Consider the following 15,290-nt stretch of genomic DNA (forward strand, 5'->3'; position numbering starts at 1 on the left):
ATAGTCGCTAGCATTACGGAGAGCAGGGCCCACGTGCCTAAAGCAACCCATATAGCCCGAAAATGCCAGGGATTACGGCTGGGATATGAAAGTCCAGAGTAACGCCAAAAGAGTTCAGCCGGCGAGTAAGCCAGCGGTCCCAACTGATAAAAGAGCCAGACTAGCCCAGCTCCTGCAATCAGCAGACCGCCCATAAAGAAACCGGGCGCTTGGAAATCTTCTAATGTGAAATATAGGTAGGACCCTCGAACCTGACGCAGGGAGACGCTGAATGACCCTGCAAGAGCAAGCCAGAAAACCAGGTAGAAAAATACCTTATAGACCGCACCGAGCCGATACCCCAGCGTCCTGAGCGCTACCATGCGTTCTCGGCCCCCAGACCCAGCCCATCAGTCTCCAACGGAAACACCAAATTTTTAGTTCTTGGCAACGCGTTAAGCTCCGGGTCATGTGTGGCTATACAAACCGCTGCCCCAGCAGAGACTGTAGACTCCGCCCACTGAGCAATCCACTGCACTCCAGCAGTATCAAGACGCTTTTCTGGCTCGTCCAAAAAGTAGTAACGGGCAGGACGGAGCAACAAGGACGCAAGGCGGGAGCGTTGCTCCTGGCCAGAGCTCAGGGTGTGTGGTTCTCTGTCATAAGCCTGGGGTACTCCAAGTTCTTCTAGCGCCTGACGCACGCTCATACGCTGAGAAGAAGCCATTCCCAGCTTTTGAGCGATTTTAGGGCCTTCATCGGCCAGTATTTCAAGATGCTGCCCTACGGTTAGGCCGGGAAGCCACCCCAGAGCGTCGTTGAGCCCAAAAACCTGTAAACGGAAGGCCTCAGACGCAGAGGTCACCGGTGCCCCATCAATGAGCACCTGCCCTTCGGTTAAATCCTGATGCAAAAGAAGACAGCTCATGAGGGTCGACTTACCGGAACCGTTAGGGCCAGTCAAAGTGTAATACACTCCTGGCTCCAGCGTGACAGAAGCACCAGAGAAAATAACATTCTCGTCAAAGGCTTTGGCCCCCTGATTTAGTTGAAGTGCAGGAACCTTTGTAGGTAAACCCATCAGTTTCCTATCTCAGTACCGGGCAGAGGTAGTAGCTCATAGGGCGGGAGCTGCGAAGACCTATCGGAGGCTTTCCCGGCATCCGCAGATGTCGGCACCGGCGCAGGTGCAACCCCCAGCTGAGCCAGGCGGATGGTCAGGGCGCGGGCGACCTCGGCGTCCGCGTTATGAACCGCTGTAGACAGGGTTCCCCCGGCGATTCGCAGCGATAGGTGGGCCAGCCCGGCCCGCTTCTGCAGGGGCCCCTGGCTCAGTTCAAAGCTCTGCACCTTGCTGTACGGAACCAAGGAAAGGCGACGCACCCAACGGCCAGACCTCACCAGCAGGAGCAGGGGCGTTACCGCAAAGCCGTTGCGGCGGTAGGTCAGCGGGTCAAACCAGCGGGCGGATACCGGGGAGACCGTAAAGTCCTGCTCTGCCCCGTTACCTGCCAAACCGGCCATGAGCTGGGCAGGCGAAACACCGCCGTCCTGCTGAGCCGGAACCACCAGGGGGAGCACCCGCATCACGTCAGCAAGGGTGCCCACCGGTAGCAGCTCCCCGGCGAACTCACCCTGGTCGCCGGTCTTGCCCAACAGGGTCACCTTGACCCTGTACCAGCCGGTTATACGCCAGAGTAGGGGCTGCTCCACCGAGATACGCTGAACGCGCCCCTCTGGCAGGGTCTGAGTGGTGGTATCGGTAAAACCAAACCGGGTTTTCAGGCCGTCCGGGCTGGTAGAGAGCGAGAAGTTGAAGCCGGTGTTAAAGCGCTTCCAGGTGCTAGACACGATAGCCAGAATAACCGCTGCATTCGAGGCAAATATAGCGCCCAGGGACATCTCTGCCCAGAGCATAAGGCCGCCCAAGCTCAGCAGGAGGAGAAGACCCACGACCCAGCCCAGGCTCAGCACCATCGACCCTAACAGCCGCGCAACCGGCACCTTGACGATGAGCCGCTCACCGGCGTCCTTAACCCCCAAGAAGTTCTCGCTGATGTGGTCAGCCAGGCGGTCGGTGAGGTCTCGGCGCTCTTCACGCACAGAGGCAGACGCCAGCTCTCGCTCCCCCGCCCCGGCAACGGCACCGTGGGTAGCTTTCTGCCCGGGTGAGGCCTCCACTTTTTCAGCCTTGAGGGTACGCACCCGGATCAGCAACTGTTCACGGAGCTCGCGGGCAGCGCGGTAGCCCAGAAACTGCACGCGCAAGGCAGACGAATCACCATCTGCCACATCGAATTTAAGCTCGGCCAAACCCAGTAGGCGAGCCATGAGCGGGCGGTTCACGTCGATAGACTGCACACGATCCAGCCGGGCTTTGCGCTCGGTCTTGAAGAGCATACCGCTCTTGACGTAGACGTTGCGGTCGTCCACGGCAAAGCGGTAGAAGAACCAGGTGGAGAGAAAGGGGAGCAAAAGGAGCAGGAAGAATACCGCCAGCACACCCAGGAACCAGAAGCCACCAAAAATACCGGTCCAGGAGAGAAAGACGGTATCGGGCGGGCCGCTCTGGCCAAGTTCGCGCAGGTCAAAGGGCTCTTCGCCGGTGAAGAGATCGTTGACCAGGTTGTTCGCTATGGTGTACATAAAAACGACGATAATCAGCCAGGCCCGCACCAGAGGCGAGAGCGGGTGAGCCCGGCGCCAGGTCAGGGCAGCTTCTTCGCGAGCGGTGATGGCAGTGGAGACCGCAGGTGTCTCTGAAGTGGGTACCTGCTCGCTCATTTAGAGGCCCGCCAACCTTGCATCTGACAGGTCGGTCAGTACCTCACGCAGCTGGTCGGCATCGCCCTTGGTCAGGCCGGGAATGGTGATGCTGTTAGCCGCGGTTTTCACCTCGACGCTGGCCAGTGAGAGCGCGTTTTCGAGGGGGCCGGAGGAAACATCAACATACTGGATACGACCATAGGGTACGGCGGTGACCGAGCGGAAGAGCAGGCCAGAGCGCTTGAGCAGGTGGTCGGCGCGTTCGCTGTAACCAATTGCCTGCACCCGGCGCTTGACCAGCACCAGGGCCCACAGCCGCCAGATAAGCACCAGACCACACAGGCACCAGTAGGCCCACGGGGCCCAGTTCCAGCTCTTGACCAGGAGGGTCATGATCAGGGGCAGGGAGGCAAGCCCCAGCAGAATGAAAGACCAGATGAGAGAAGTAATGAGCTTGACCCGCACATACTTGGGCGAAACCCGCTTCCACTCCACCTCAGGCAGGTCAACTGTTTGTTTGCCCAGGCCATCAAGGTCGAGTGGGGGCAGGGCGGGGGTAAAGCGGGGTGCGTGAGCTACAGATTCTGGTGAGCCCTCAGCGGTACTAGGACGCCAGGGCGCGGCTTGCTGCGCGAGTCCGGCAGAAAAGTTGTGCGGAGGAACAGATGGTGCGCGCTGCGGCTCGTTCATAGTGTCTTCTCATTACGTATAAGGCTTATTCATAAGGGTAGAAGTGCCCCGGGCTGGTAGCGAAGCTACTGACTCGGAGCAGTAAACAGATGGGCAACAGTTCCCGCTCATAAACAAAAGAAACTGTTGCAAATCATCTTAAGCGAAACGAAGGCGCAGCACACTCATCGAATCCAGCCCACCGCTAGGAACGTTACCCACTAGGAGGAAGCGTCCGGCTTATTCCTAGCCAGAGGACCTGTCTGCGGGCTGACCTCGCCAACCCCACCATCAGCGTCCTCATCTCCCGGAGGGACCTTGCACCAGCTCTCGGCAACCAGGCCGCACACGAGCATGACCAGGCCAGCAGTCAGCGCAGCCAAGCTTTCCACCAGGAGTAGGGCCGAGGAGCGGCTACCTGCCAGGCCCAGCTGATAGACCACAATCGCTACCTGCCACCCTCCCACCAGAGCACCGGTAAGAGCTAGAGCCTGAGCAAAAACCGCCACACGGGCAGCCAGAAGAGGATTCATAGAACCGGCATCTTTGCGGGTCTCAACCCGGCTATATTTGAGTACCTGACGGGCGTAGAAGAGAGCTACGCCGCCCAGAATCAGCGCGGCCAACAGAGTCAGCGCAGGCAGAGAAAGCTCGGGCCCACCGCCCTGTACACTCAGCAGGTTCAGCACAGCGCCGGCAGCCACGCCGGCACCTGCCAGAAAAGCCAGAGCCCGGTTGCGTAGTTTCACGCGCAGACCACCGGGGCGGGGTGAAACTCGCGGATTCCTTCTGCGTCTGCAGCGTCATCGGCCAGCTGACGCACCGAGGAACCCAACAGCAGAGCCGAGGGGTCCATTCTGGCCCATGGCTCAAGCACAAAAGCCCGTTCGGCTGCGCGCGGATGCGGCAGAGTAAGATCAGGGTCGTCCATCTCAAGAGAGGCGATATCAATAATGTCAATATCAAGAGTACGCGGGCCCCAGCGCACATCACGGGTACGGTGGTGCTTGTGCTCTATCTGCTGGGTATACTCCAGCAGCATGAAAGGCCGTAGTGAGGTCTCAATTTCGACCACCATATTGGCATAATCAGGCTGATTCGCGGGGCCCCCCACCGGAGCGGTAATTGCGATAGGAGAAATCTTGGTGACCTCAATCTTCTCGTGCGAGCAGATATCACCGATTGCCTTAATCAGAGTGTCTTGGCTGTTGCCCAGGTTAGATCCCAGAGCGAGAATGGCTTTAACCGGCATGGTTCTCCCTAAATATCGTTACTGACACATCAGCGAAAGTCACTTCGATAGGTGCCTTGGGCTTGTGGACGGTCAGTTCTACAGCCAGTAGTGGAAAGTTGGTGAGCACCGCTGCGGCGATACGCTCGGCTAGAGTTTCAATCAGGTCGAAAGATTCACCGGTAATTATTTCGCGGATAACCTCAGCTACCTCGGCATAGTCAACGGTGTGCGCCACCTCGTCGGTGGTAGTTGCTCGGGCGAAATCGGTGAACATGACGATGTCCACGAAGAAAGGCTGACCGGTCTGCTTCTCAGAATCAAGCACACCGTGGTAGCCCACACTGCCCACACCCGTGAGCGTTATGCGGTCAGCACGGGAGTAGTCGCGAGCCGCCCGCGCCTGTGAGGAGCTAGGAGCGTTCATGGACACCTTTCACCGATTTTGTGCGCCGGGCGGGTGAGCTCCGGTACCTTGGTTGTAATTATCCACGTTCCAGTTCAAATATTTAGTGACCTTTAGGTGTGCCCTTAGACATGCCTAAAGCTATGCTTAACCGCTCTTTTACAGGGTTTTAGACTGTGATACCCGGTGGGCTGGCCCGCCCCCAAAGCGCTTAAAGTCACAGAGACACTTTCCTTTATGACGCTTCTATTTCGCTCAAGACTACGGGTGAGCGCGGAATAGGCCCTTAGGTGCTAGGAGTTGCGGACGGTTGCCGCCCGCCAGGCCGCGCGGACAGCCAGGGCATCAGCGGTCGCCTGCACATTATGGACGCGCACGGCCCAGGCTCCCGCCTCAGCTGCCATGACAGAAAGAGCCGCGCTGGCGACGTCCCGCTCGGTTGCCGCTCGCTCTGCGACCTGTTCTGCGGGCAGGCCGGAGGCTACGGCGTCCTGCTCCTGCAAAAGTCGCGCGATAAAGCGCTTGCGGGAACCTGCCACCAGCACCCGGTGCCCCTCAGCCACCAGGGCTTGCAAGCCCGCTAGGATCTGCCAGTTCTGCTCCCCCTGCTTGGCAAAGCCGGGGCCGGGGTCAAGAATAATCTGCTCGGGTGCCACTCCCCCGGCGAGCAGTCGCTCGCGCAGGGTAAAGAGCTCGCTGAAGACCTCCCCGGCAACATCGGTGTAGACGGCTTGGGAGTCCATGGTGATGGAGGTGCCGCGCGAGTGCATGAGAATGTAGGGCACGCCCAGCTCAGCGACGGCCTCAATCATGTCATCGCGCAGGCTCATACCGGCAACATCGTTGATGATGTGGGCGCCAGCCGCCACGGCGGCTCGGGCGGTTTCGGGGTTGAGGGTATCAACCGACATGACGATCTTTTCAGCTGCTAAAGCTTCGATTACGGGCAGGACGCGGCGCTGTTCCTCGACCAGGTCCACGCGGGTGGCGCCGGGGCGGGTTGATTCACCGCCCACGTCGATGATGTCTGCCCCCTGGGCAACCAGGGCCTTGGCGTGTGCAACTGCCGTGGCGGCGTCCGCGTGCAAGCCACCGTCGGAGAAGGAGTCGGGGGTGACGTTCAGAATCCCCATAATCAGGGTGCGGCCGGTGGGCAGATTTGTAAAGGAGCCGTGAGCATGAGGAAGGGTCATACATCGAAAGGTACCATCTAAGTCAGAAAAACCCACATAGTTCGTGGGTTTTTCTGACTTAGATGGTACCTACTGGGGCGGGGCTAGAGCGGAAAGGGGGCTAGGACGCGTTAATCAGGCTCATTGCCTCGGCACGGGTGGCAGGATCGCGCAGGGCCCCGCGGACGGCGCTGGTCACCGTCTTAGTTCCGGGCTTCCGGACCCCGCGCATGGACATGCACATGTGCTCAGCCTGAATCACCACAATCGCACCTGTGGGCTGCAAGTGCTCTTCGAGAGCCTCAATCACCTGGGTGGTCAGACGCTCCTGCACCTGGGGGCGCTTAGCGTAGACATCCACCAGGCGAGCCAGCTTTGACAGCCCCGTCACCCTACCCTCACCACCGGGAATATAGCCAATGTGGGCGTGCCCGTAGAAGGGCACCAGGTGGTGCTCACAGGTCGAGTAGAAGGGGATGTCCTTGACCAGAACCAGCTCGGAGTGGTCGATGTCGAAGGTGGTACCCAGAATATCGCCGGCACTCTGGTGCAGACCGGCAAACATTTCATCGTAGGCACGGGCTACACGGGCCGGAGTATCAAGTAGGCCGTCACGGTCGGGGTCTTCACCGATAGCCAGCAGAATCTCACGCACAGCCGCCTCAATGCGGGGCTGATCAACAGCCACTACCGCTGCCCGCCCAGGGGATCAACATCAGGGTTGCCGCCCGGACCCGCCGCGCCCGGGTGCGGGTCACCCGAATCCATGGGATCAATGGTTGGTTGCTGAACAATGACTTCGTCGGTGGTGGGCTCCTCGGTGGCAGGAGCTTCTTCTGCGCCCGCCTGCCTCACCTTCACCGGGGGCACAGTAGAGGGTTCACGGTTGGACTTGGAGTACCAGTAGCCGCGCTCTGGGCGCTTACGTACATTGGCAAAAATCTCGGCCAGCTCGCTCTCGAGCAGGGTTTCTTTCTCCAGGAGAGCCAGCGAGAGGGTATCGAGAACGTCGCGGTTATCGCGCAGAATCTCGTAGGCCTCGTCGTGGGCCTGCTCCAGCAGGGCAGCGACTTCTTGGTCAACCAGATAGGCCATCTCATCCGAGTAGTTGTTGCTGCTACCGGCGCCACCGCCCAAGAAGGGGTCAGACTCCTTGGCTGCCAGGCGCACAGAGCCCACCTTGGAGCTCATACCGTACTCGGTGACCATCTTGCGGGCGGTGTCGGTGGCCTTCTGAATATCGTTGGACGCCCCGGTAGAGGGGTCGTGGAAGATAAGCTCCTCGGCTGCACGGCCACCCATGGCGTAGGCCATCTGGTCAAGTAGCTCGTGGCGAGTAGTGGAATACTTGTCGTCCTGCGGCATCACCATGGTGTAACCCAGGGCGCGGCCGCGCGGAAGAATCGTAATCTTGGTGACCGGGGCGGAGTTGCGCAGGGCGGCCGCAACCAGGGCGTGGCCGCCCTCGTGGTAGGCGGTGACGGTGCGCTCGTGCTCGTTCATGATGCGGGAGGAACGCTGGGGGCCAGCCATCACTCGGTCAATAGCCTCGTCAATAGCGCGCTCGTCGATGACGTTGCCGCCGTCACGGGCGGTCAGCAGGGCCGCCTCGTTCATGACGTTGGCCAAATCAGCACCGGTGAAGCCAGGGGTACGCTTGGCGACGGAGGCCAGGTCAACACGGCGGTCAATGGGCTTACCGGCTGCGTGCACCTCCAGAATGCGCTGACGGCCCTTGAGGTCGGGGGCGTCCACACCGACCTGGCGGTCAAAGCGGCCAGGGCGTAGCAGGGCTGGGTCGAGCACGTCGGGGCGGTTGGTTGCCGCGATGACAATGATGTTGGAGGTGCCGTCGAACCCGTCCATCTCAACCAGTAGCTGGTTGAGGGTCTGTTCGCGTTCGTCGTTACCGCCGCCCATACCGATGCCGCGCTGGCGGCCGACCGCGTCAATCTCGTCCACAAAGATAATGGCGGCCTTGTTGGATTTAGCCTCCTTGAAGAGGTCTCGCACGCGGGAGGCCCCCACGCCCACAAACATCTCAACGAAGTCAGAGCCGGAGATGGAATAGAAGGGTACGCCCGCCTCACCTGCAACTGCCTTAGCCAGCAGGGTCTTACCGGTACCGGGAGGGCCGTAAAGCAGTACACCCTTGGGGATCTTAGCGCCCAGACGGGTGAACTTCTCGGGTTCAGCCAGGAACTCGCGAACCTCTTCGAGCTCTGCTAAGGCCTCATCAACACCGGCTACGTCGGCGAAACGCACGGTGGGGTTGTCCTTGTTAAACTTCTTAGCGCGTGACTTGGAGAAGTTCATAATCTGTGAACTGCCACCACCCATACGACTCATCAAGAACCAGAAGAGGGCCACGAGAATCACGAAAGGTAGCAGGAAGGACAGCATGGAGGTAAACCAGTTGGTCTGCACCGGCTGATCGGTGTAAGACTCCAGGTTGGCGCCGTCCATGGCGGCAACGACGTCGGTGGCGCGGGGGGCTACGTAGTAGAAGCTGACGCTCTTGCCCTGGTTGTCGCCTGCAGAGTTGACGTAGTCTTCTTTGAGTTCTAGGTCAACGCGCTGGTCACCATCATAGATTTTGGCGCTCACAACCTTTTCGTCGTTGAGCAGGCTGATGCCCACGTTGGTGTCAACTCGGGTTGAAGCCGCCAGGGAGTTGGCAAAGAGCATGGGCACGGCAATCAGAACAGCCAGCAGGACCCAGAACCAGGGCCCTGAAATGAGCTTGCCGAAGAACCCCTTCTGTTTGGGGTCAGGGGTGTTGTCCGTTTTCTGCACAGCCGCGCCTTCCACAAAAATAACGGGGCGGGGCGCCGGGTGCGCCCCGCATACAGGTAGAGCCCCAGCACCCTAAAACGGGTGCAACCGGGCCTAGACCTATCTAATGTACCTAAAGATTCTGGGTGCTTGCTCCATGGCCTGGAGTTTTCACCTCAGGGCTAACTCTCTTAGGAGTAGACGTGCGGGGCCAAGGTGACGATGCAGTCCAGGTTGCGGTAGCGTTCGGCGAAGTCTAGGCCGTACCCGACCACGAATTCAGGGTCGATGTCCCAGCCAACGTATTTAACGTCCACATCGGTTTTGACGCTCTTGGGCTTGCGGAGCAGGGTGCAGATTTCTACGGAGGCCGCGCCCCGGGAGACCAGGTTCTGCTGGAGCCATTTGAGGGTCAGCCCGGAGTCGATAATGTCTTCCACAATGAGAACATCGCGGCCGGTCAGGTCGGTGTCTAGATCTTTAAGAATGCGGACGACGCCCGATGACTTGGTGCCGGAGCCATAGGAAGAGACCGCCATCCAGTCCATGGTGTAGTGGGCCTTAAGCGCGCGGGAGAGATCAGCGACGACCATGATGGCGCCCTTGAGCACGCCGACCAGCAACACGTCGCGGCCTTTGTAGTCCCGGTCGATTTGGGCTGCTAGTTCCTTGATTTTAGCGTCAATCTCTTCTTTGCTGAAGAGAACGTGCTTGATGTCGTTCTGTACGTCGAGTGCGTCCACGGCTGATTGCTTTCTACTGGTTGACAAGGGGTGAGCGCCCTGACCGGGCGGGGGTCACAGCGCCTGCTCACTGTTAAGTATGGTTGATGGGGCGGTCTTGAGTAAAACGATGAGGCCGGTTTTCTTAAGGTTTGTACTCTGCCCCTCGCTGGTGAGCGTGACCCCGGGGCGGCGGCGGTAGGCCGAGATGTGACCGGGTAGTTGCAGGGGGCCAGCAACGGAGTGTTCACTGACAAAGGCATCAAGGGCAGCCAGTCGTTCGAAGCCGGGGGCGATGCCGCCTACCCGTTCCAGGGCAAGGGCAAGGACGCGGGTGCGCAGGGCCGGGTGCAGGCCGGTGAGGGTGGCGCGGTTGAGTAGAACCATGCTCTTAGAGGGCGCTGCCTCCAGGAGAGCTACCAGGCCACCGGTATCGGGCCCCAGCTCGTCCGCACCTACCAGGACTGTGCCCAGGGCCGTTCGAGCTTCCGTGTCAAGGTAGTCGGCGTCCGCGCCCGCGATGGTTGCGGTGCGGGCCAGAGAGACGGCGACTCCCCCACCCAGGTTCTCTTCGAGGTGGGGCAGGACGCTGTGGCGCACCCTAGCGCGCATGAGGGCCTGATCGGTGTTAGTGGGGTCCTGCCAGGGGGTAAGGCCTGCATCGGCACAGATGTCTTCGATGTCTGACCGGCGCAGGGTGAGCAGGGGGCGGATGACTCGCACCGGGCCTGCCGGGTGGTTCTCAGTGCGGTCAACCGGCATACCGGCCAGCGAACGGGTGCCCGAGCCACGGGCCAGACCCAGGAGCACTGTTTCTGCCTGGTCATCGAGGGTGTGCCCCAGGGCGATAGCGGCAGCCCCGGTCTCTGCGGCTGCCCGTGCAAAGGCCCCGTAGCGGGCGGTGCGGGCGGCCATTTCGGGGCCCTCTGTGCCCGCGCTGACGGTCACCTTCTTAACCAGGACGGGGGCAAGGCCCAGCTCTCTCAGTGTCTGTGCGGTTGTCTTGGCAACCCGAGCTGATTCTTTCTGAAGCTGGTGATCCACCACCACCGCCCCCACGCGCAGGTCCCCGCGCCGGTTAAAGTGAGCCAGCAAGGACGCTAGGGCCAGCGAGTCCGGCCCGCCAGAGACAGCCGCTAGCAGCAGGGGCCTCTCCCCCGGCGTCTCACCCGCGGCACCGGGGGCGGCTGCACCGGGCCGTCCTTGCCTATCAGCTGCCGCCTGTTCTCTGACCCGTCTGCCAGTGGGTGCGACCGTTCCAACCCCAAAACCCTGATTGAGCACGTCAGCAACAGCCCGCCGGGCTGCCCCCACCACGGGGTTGAGGCGGCTCTTACGCTGGTTCTGCATTCTTTGGGCCCTCTTCGGTTAGTGCACTCGCACCCAGTACACGCTCAATCCAGCGGTGCGGCTCGTAAATTTCAACGGTGGAGGGCAGGTTCTCCGGGGCCTCCCAGATGCGGTTGAAGCGTTCCATGCCTACCTCATCAACAATGGTCTGCACAAAAACCTGGCCGTTCTTGTACTGGGCCATTTTGGCCTCCATGCCCAGCAACTTACTCATGAAGCGGGGGAAGAAGCCTTGGGTACGGGAGCGTCGGTCAAAGCGGCGGCGGATGGTTTTCACAGAGGGCACGATGGATGAGTCCACGGCATCCATGACCACGTTGGCATGGCCTTCAAGCAGGCTCATTACACCGGTGACGGCGTCCATGAGCTCCCGGCCACGGTCGGTCAGCAGTAAAGTAGCTCCGGTGGGGCTGGGTAAGCTGGTGCTGCCTTCGGCTCTTTCGCCGGGGGCTTCTTGCTTTTTCATGGCTTTAATCGCGCCGGTAGCTGCCGAGGCGATGCGTTCGGGCAGGTTATCGGTGGTCTCTCCCAGTTCTTTGCCCAGCTCGTGCATGAGGTCTAGCAGGTAGTCGCGTAACCAGGGCGCGGCAGCGAACTGTACCCGGTGGGTCTGCTCGTGCAGGGCCACCCAGAGGCGGAAGTCAGCCGGATCTAGGGTAAGTTCTTTTTCGAGCTTGAGCAGGTTGGGGGCCACGATGAGGAGGCGGCCGCCGGGTGCCCCGTGGCCTGCCAGTGCGGCGTAGGGGTCGTATTGACCGAGGACGCGGGTAGAGAGAAAGGCGAGTACGGCGCCGATTTCTGCGGCTCCGCCAGCCTCGGTGACCGCTTTTTCGGTGTCAGATAGTTTAGCTAGGCGGTCACCCAGCACCTGCTCGGCGATGGGCCCGAGCATCACGTCAAAGGACTGGGTGTTGGCTTTGACCCAGGTGGCACGATCGACGATGAGCAGTTCGGAGTCGTGTAGGTTTTCGGCTGCGTCTAGGCGGGTGATGGTGTGCACGTGATCAACAGCGGCCGTGGCGGCGTAGCGCATCTCTTCAACCGCTTTGCGTTTGGTGGCTACCTCGGCGTGAGGGCCTGCTGGGGCCAGGGTGCCTGCGATTTTATGGGCCAGGGAGAAGTTGAGCTTCATGGGAACCCACTCTACCGGAGGTTTACCGGAGGGAGCCCGGTCTTGAATCTGGTAGCTGCCAGTGGGCCCGCCCTCTGCTGCGTCCCGTGCTGAGAGGTCTTGATGGATATTCATAGCCCAGCCCATAACCCGGCGGGAACGGCTATCACGGACTACACACAAATACAGCCAGCCTTCACCAGTGCGATCTTGAGGCTTATTCACAAGGGGTTGCGTAGACCCGCGCTTGTGCCACCCTCTCCTCTGGTTCGCTAATGCTCACAAGCCGATTCACGCCAGCCGCCAAGCCAGCAGTTGCGCTACATGCCTGCTTCGCCCTGTACTTTTGAGTAAGCCACCTTGAGGCTTATTCAAAAGTCCCACCAGCAGCATAAAACACCAACCCCCGAACCACCGCAAACACCCTCGAATACAACCCCAAGCGGCCGTCGAAACCCAGAATGCAAAACCCGCCACCTCTTCACACCAGCAATCACCCGCTCCACCACAGCCCTGCGTGAATTAATGAACCTGTTCACCACCATCACATCCCTAGGTGTCTTGCGGGCTTTGTTGCGCCGTACTGGGGTGGCCAGTCCCAGCCCTACATAGCCCTTATCAGCCAAGGTGGATGAATCCAGCAGTTAATCTAATCCATGATGCTTGAAAGCATAGGCATCATGCCTAGCACCAGGTACCGGGTTAGTGATGACTAGCAGTTTCCCATCCAAGGTGCACATGACCTGGTGATTAAAACCAGCTTTCTTGTGCTTGCCAGAAAAGTTTGTTTTACCTAGTGAGCGCCAGTTCCAGGCAGGTATCAGAGTCCCGTCGATGACCAAAGATCCCGGGTGTTTTAGCGAGGCCGATTGATTGGGGTGATTGATGCTCATAATCAGCGTCAGTCTATGGCCTATGACCAGCACGGCAACCTGGTCTCAGTCACCGAGCGTGATGGGTCTGTGACTGTTCATGCCTATGATGACCGGGGCCGTCGGGTGGTGGTCGGCGTGTGGTGGTCGGCGTGTGGTGGGTGGTATTGCTGATGCAGCTGCTGATTCCGGGGGTAGGAGTGCTACTCGGGCTCTGAATGGCAGGGTTTTGGAAGGTGAGGTTCTACCGCCTTCTGGTGCTGTTGTTTCGGTGGGTCAGCGGGCGATTGGGCCTGGGGTGTATGGGACTTTGCCGGAGTTGATGCCTGCTGGGCAGAAATTACAGAACCTGTCTCCTAGCCCTAGCCCCACCACACTGCATGGCCCACTTGCTCCTAATCTGGCTGAAACTTTCAGTGGGCGTAAGTATGATACTCATGTTCTACAAGAAACATCCACTTTTTACAGAGCTGGGACAGAGGAACGGCCACTGGGACAGTTCTTTTCAGCAGCGCGCCCTGTAGGAGTAGTCCAGACTAGAATTGATAAAGCAATACCTCCAGTATGGTCTGATGGAACCCCAGCTCCATTGACAACTGGGTGGGCTATACAATTTCCGCCCGGTACCACAGTCCATGTTGGTGAGGTTGCTAACCAGGGAGGTTTATACATGGGTGGAACACAACAAATATTGATTGAAAAACCATGGAATATTGAAGGCGTGAAAGAGGTTGGCCATTGGAATCTTCATTAAAACATCGAATCACTAAGTGTGTCGAAGAGATAGGGGGCATTCTAAAACCTTTAGCTTATGAGCCCCATTCATCATACTTCGAATCTATCCTCCAGAGAATTAATAATGGAGAGGATATGAATTCGATAGTTGAGAGTATTCTAAAAATTTACCGAGGGGCTGGCAGTTTCAATGATTTGGTTCTATCATCCCCAGGCAACTTCTACAGGCAGGAAAATTTAGACCTAGATAATTTGAGAAGTGAGTTGCACCGACTGTGCGTAGAATATGTTGAAGCTTCGCTTTAAATTTTAAATTTATAATAAGGCTTATTCATAAAACTGAAAGACCAACGCTCATGCAACACAGACTGTTAACCAGTGATGAGCTCCCACAGGGGTTTAGCTACCCAGGGCAGCTCAAGCGATTAGCGGAAATAGAAGCTTTAGAATTTCAGCCTTGGACGATTCTCACCGGGGAGAGACTTCGTGAAAAATATCAAGGACTAAAAAACAGGTATCCGCACCGCTCTTTAGTTCCTATCGCTGCGCGGCAAGATTATGATGACGTAGCCTGCTTTGATCTCAATGCCGACAACATAATTTGTATCATTCATGATTACGCTTCAGCTGGATGGGAGCAACACAATAAGAAAACCTACTCTACTTTTCATCAGTGGCTCAGAGATGCTTTTGAAGACTTCTTATTATGGGGTGATGAAGAAGCTGATGATTACTAATAACCTCAGCAAGCTTGTCTCATACGCATTACGTCATCGCCCTGAAGAGTTCAATCTAACGCCTGACTCCCAGGGATGGTTAGACCTAGATGACCTTGTAAGGGGCATAAAAAATTATTCGGCAGATTACTCCAATGTCACTATTGAGGATCTCCATCAAATGGTGGAAACTGCCCACAAAAAAACGGCACCAGATTCAAGGCCAGAAAATTCGGGCTTTCTACGGGCACTCCGCAGAATCGATAAAGATGATTGAGCGAGCCCCAGGGACTCCCCCTGTGACCTTGTATCACGGTACCAGTAAAGCTAATTGGGAGTGCATCCGGCAAGAAGGACTGAAGCCAATGAGTCGGCAGTCTGTCCACCTCACAGAAAATAAAGCTGATGCGATAGCTGTAGGTCGTAGGCATAGTTCTGAAGTGGTTTTATTGAAAATTGATGCGGCTGCAGCTAGCCAGGCGGGTGTTAGCTTTTTTCCTAGTAGTTCGAAGGTGTGGTTGGTCGATAGTGTGCCTGCGTGTTTTGTTAGTTTGGCGTTGTAAAGTTTAGCTGTGGTTGGTCTGTAGCTGTTGGCGGCCTTTCGGTTCTGAGGCCTAGCTAGGAATTATCCCCTCTCTAGTCTTGGTGGTTGGTGCCATTTGGGGTTCTAATCCGTATTCGTTTGCTGGGAATAACCCGGTGATGATGAGTGATCCGTGGGGGTTGCGGCCTGCTACGGATGCTGATTTGGCTGCTTATCGTGAGGCTAATCAGGGCGCGCTTGCT

Annotated in this window: 16 protein-coding genes and 1 pseudogene; 4 read left to right on the top strand and 13 right to left on the bottom strand. The window is 58.3% G+C overall.

Annotated features, from left to right (window positions below; all coding sequences use genetic code 11):
* Positions 1-355: 355 nt before the first annotated feature.
* The 13 genes and pseudogenes from L6966_RS07585 to L6966_RS12220 all read right to left on the bottom strand — a co-directional run bounded on the left by L6966_RS07585 (position 356) and on the right by L6966_RS12220 (position 13,074).
* The gene (locus L6966_RS07585; RefSeq protein ID WP_083092183.1) at positions 356-1,060 is read right to left on the bottom strand and encodes an ABC transporter ATP-binding protein; all 705 of its coding nucleotides are present in this window, start codon (positions 1,058-1,060) and stop codon (positions 356-358) included.
* On the bottom strand, positions 1,060-2,763 hold the full coding sequence (locus tag L6966_RS07590; protein ID WP_237233153.1) for a PH domain-containing protein: 1,704 nt from the start codon (positions 2,761-2,763) through the stop codon (positions 1,060-1,062). Before L6966_RS07590 ends, L6966_RS07585 begins: the two co-directional genes overlap by 1 nt.
* Positions 2,764-3,435: a PH domain-containing protein gene (locus L6966_RS07595; RefSeq protein ID WP_237233154.1), complete on the bottom strand. Its 672-nt coding sequence runs from the start codon at positions 3,433-3,435 to the stop codon at positions 2,764-2,766. It lies immediately after the preceding gene.
* Positions 3,436-3,635: 200 nt separating this feature from the next.
* Complete coding sequence (locus tag L6966_RS07600; protein ID WP_180377869.1) at positions 3,636-4,163, bottom strand: DUF3180 domain-containing protein; 528 nt, start codon at positions 4,161-4,163, stop codon at positions 3,636-3,638.
* Positions 4,160-4,666: a 2-amino-4-hydroxy-6-hydroxymethyldihydropteridine diphosphokinase gene (folK, locus tag L6966_RS07605; protein ID WP_083092192.1), complete on the bottom strand. Its 507-nt coding sequence runs from the start codon at positions 4,664-4,666 to the stop codon at positions 4,160-4,162. The genes L6966_RS07600 and folK overlap by 4 nt, the downstream gene beginning before the upstream one ends.
* Entirely contained in the window at positions 4,656-5,072 is a 417-nt protein-coding gene (folB, locus tag L6966_RS07610) for a dihydroneopterin aldolase (protein ID WP_083092195.1), read from the bottom strand. The genes folK and folB overlap by 11 nt, the downstream gene beginning before the upstream one ends.
* 272 nt (positions 5,073-5,344) lie before the next feature.
* Positions 5,345-6,244 (bottom strand): dihydropteroate synthase, encoded by a 900-nt coding sequence (gene folP, locus L6966_RS07615; RefSeq protein ID WP_083092197.1) that lies wholly within the window; start codon positions 6,242-6,244, stop codon positions 5,345-5,347.
* A gap of 100 nt (positions 6,245-6,344) precedes the next feature.
* Positions 6,345-6,911 (bottom strand): GTP cyclohydrolase I FolE, encoded by a 567-nt coding sequence (gene folE / locus L6966_RS07620; protein WP_237224275.1) that lies wholly within the window; start codon positions 6,909-6,911, stop codon positions 6,345-6,347.
* Positions 6,911-8,911 carry an ATP-dependent zinc metalloprotease FtsH gene (gene ftsH / locus L6966_RS07625; protein WP_237224334.1) on the bottom strand — a complete coding sequence of 667 codons (2,001 nt, stop codon included), beginning with the start codon at positions 8,909-8,911 and terminating at the stop codon, positions 6,911-6,913. Before ftsH ends, folE begins: the two co-directional genes overlap by 1 nt.
* 278 nt (positions 8,912-9,189) lie before the next feature.
* Positions 9,190-9,741, bottom strand: a complete 552-nt coding sequence (gene hpt, locus L6966_RS07630; RefSeq protein ID WP_237224274.1) for a hypoxanthine phosphoribosyltransferase — start codon at positions 9,739-9,741, stop codon at positions 9,190-9,192.
* A 54-nt stretch (positions 9,742-9,795) separates the two neighbouring features.
* Positions 9,796-11,070 carry a tRNA lysidine(34) synthetase TilS gene (gene tilS / locus L6966_RS07635; RefSeq protein ID WP_237224273.1) on the bottom strand — a complete coding sequence of 425 codons (1,275 nt, stop codon included), beginning with the start codon at positions 11,068-11,070 and terminating at the stop codon, positions 9,796-9,798.
* Positions 11,054-12,316, bottom strand: coding sequence for a zinc-dependent metalloprotease (locus L6966_RS07640; RefSeq protein ID WP_237224272.1), 1,263 nt, complete (start codon positions 12,314-12,316; stop codon positions 11,054-11,056). The genes tilS and L6966_RS07640 overlap by 17 nt, the downstream gene beginning before the upstream one ends.
* A gap of 236 nt (positions 12,317-12,552) precedes the next feature.
* A pseudogene (locus L6966_RS12220) lies at positions 12,553-13,074 on the bottom strand (transposase family protein).
* A gap of 717 nt (positions 13,075-13,791) precedes the next feature.
* Between L6966_RS12220 and L6966_RS12225 the strand changes: the two are divergent.
* From L6966_RS12225 to L6966_RS12235, 4 genes are read left to right on the top strand one after another with little or no spacing between them, the layout of a single operon-like run.
* Positions 13,792-14,094: a DUF6966 domain-containing protein gene (locus L6966_RS12225; protein WP_372237704.1), complete on the top strand. Its 303-nt coding sequence runs from the start codon at positions 13,792-13,794 to the stop codon at positions 14,092-14,094.
* Between the two features lie 50 nt (positions 14,095-14,144).
* On the top strand, positions 14,145-14,525 hold the full coding sequence (locus L6966_RS07645; RefSeq protein ID WP_083092209.1) for a hypothetical protein: 381 nt from the start codon (positions 14,145-14,147) through the stop codon (positions 14,523-14,525).
* Positions 14,515-14,781, top strand: coding sequence for an RNA 2'-phosphotransferase (locus L6966_RS12230; RefSeq protein WP_237233888.1), 267 nt, complete (start codon positions 14,515-14,517; stop codon positions 14,779-14,781). Before L6966_RS07645 ends, L6966_RS12230 begins: the two co-directional genes overlap by 11 nt.
* The gene (locus L6966_RS12235; RefSeq protein WP_369127121.1) at positions 14,669-15,067 is read left to right on the top strand and encodes an RNA 2'-phosphotransferase; all 399 of its coding nucleotides are present in this window, start codon (positions 14,669-14,671) and stop codon (positions 15,065-15,067) included. The genes L6966_RS12230 and L6966_RS12235 overlap by 113 nt, the downstream gene beginning before the upstream one ends.
* The last annotated feature ends 223 nt before the right edge of the window (positions 15,068-15,290 follow it).

Origin of the sequence: Rothia nasisuis (assembly GCF_928381405.1) — a bacterium.
In the GTDB taxonomy this organism is placed as follows: Bacteria; Actinomycetota; Actinomycetes; order Actinomycetales; family Micrococcaceae; genus Rothia; species Rothia nasisuis.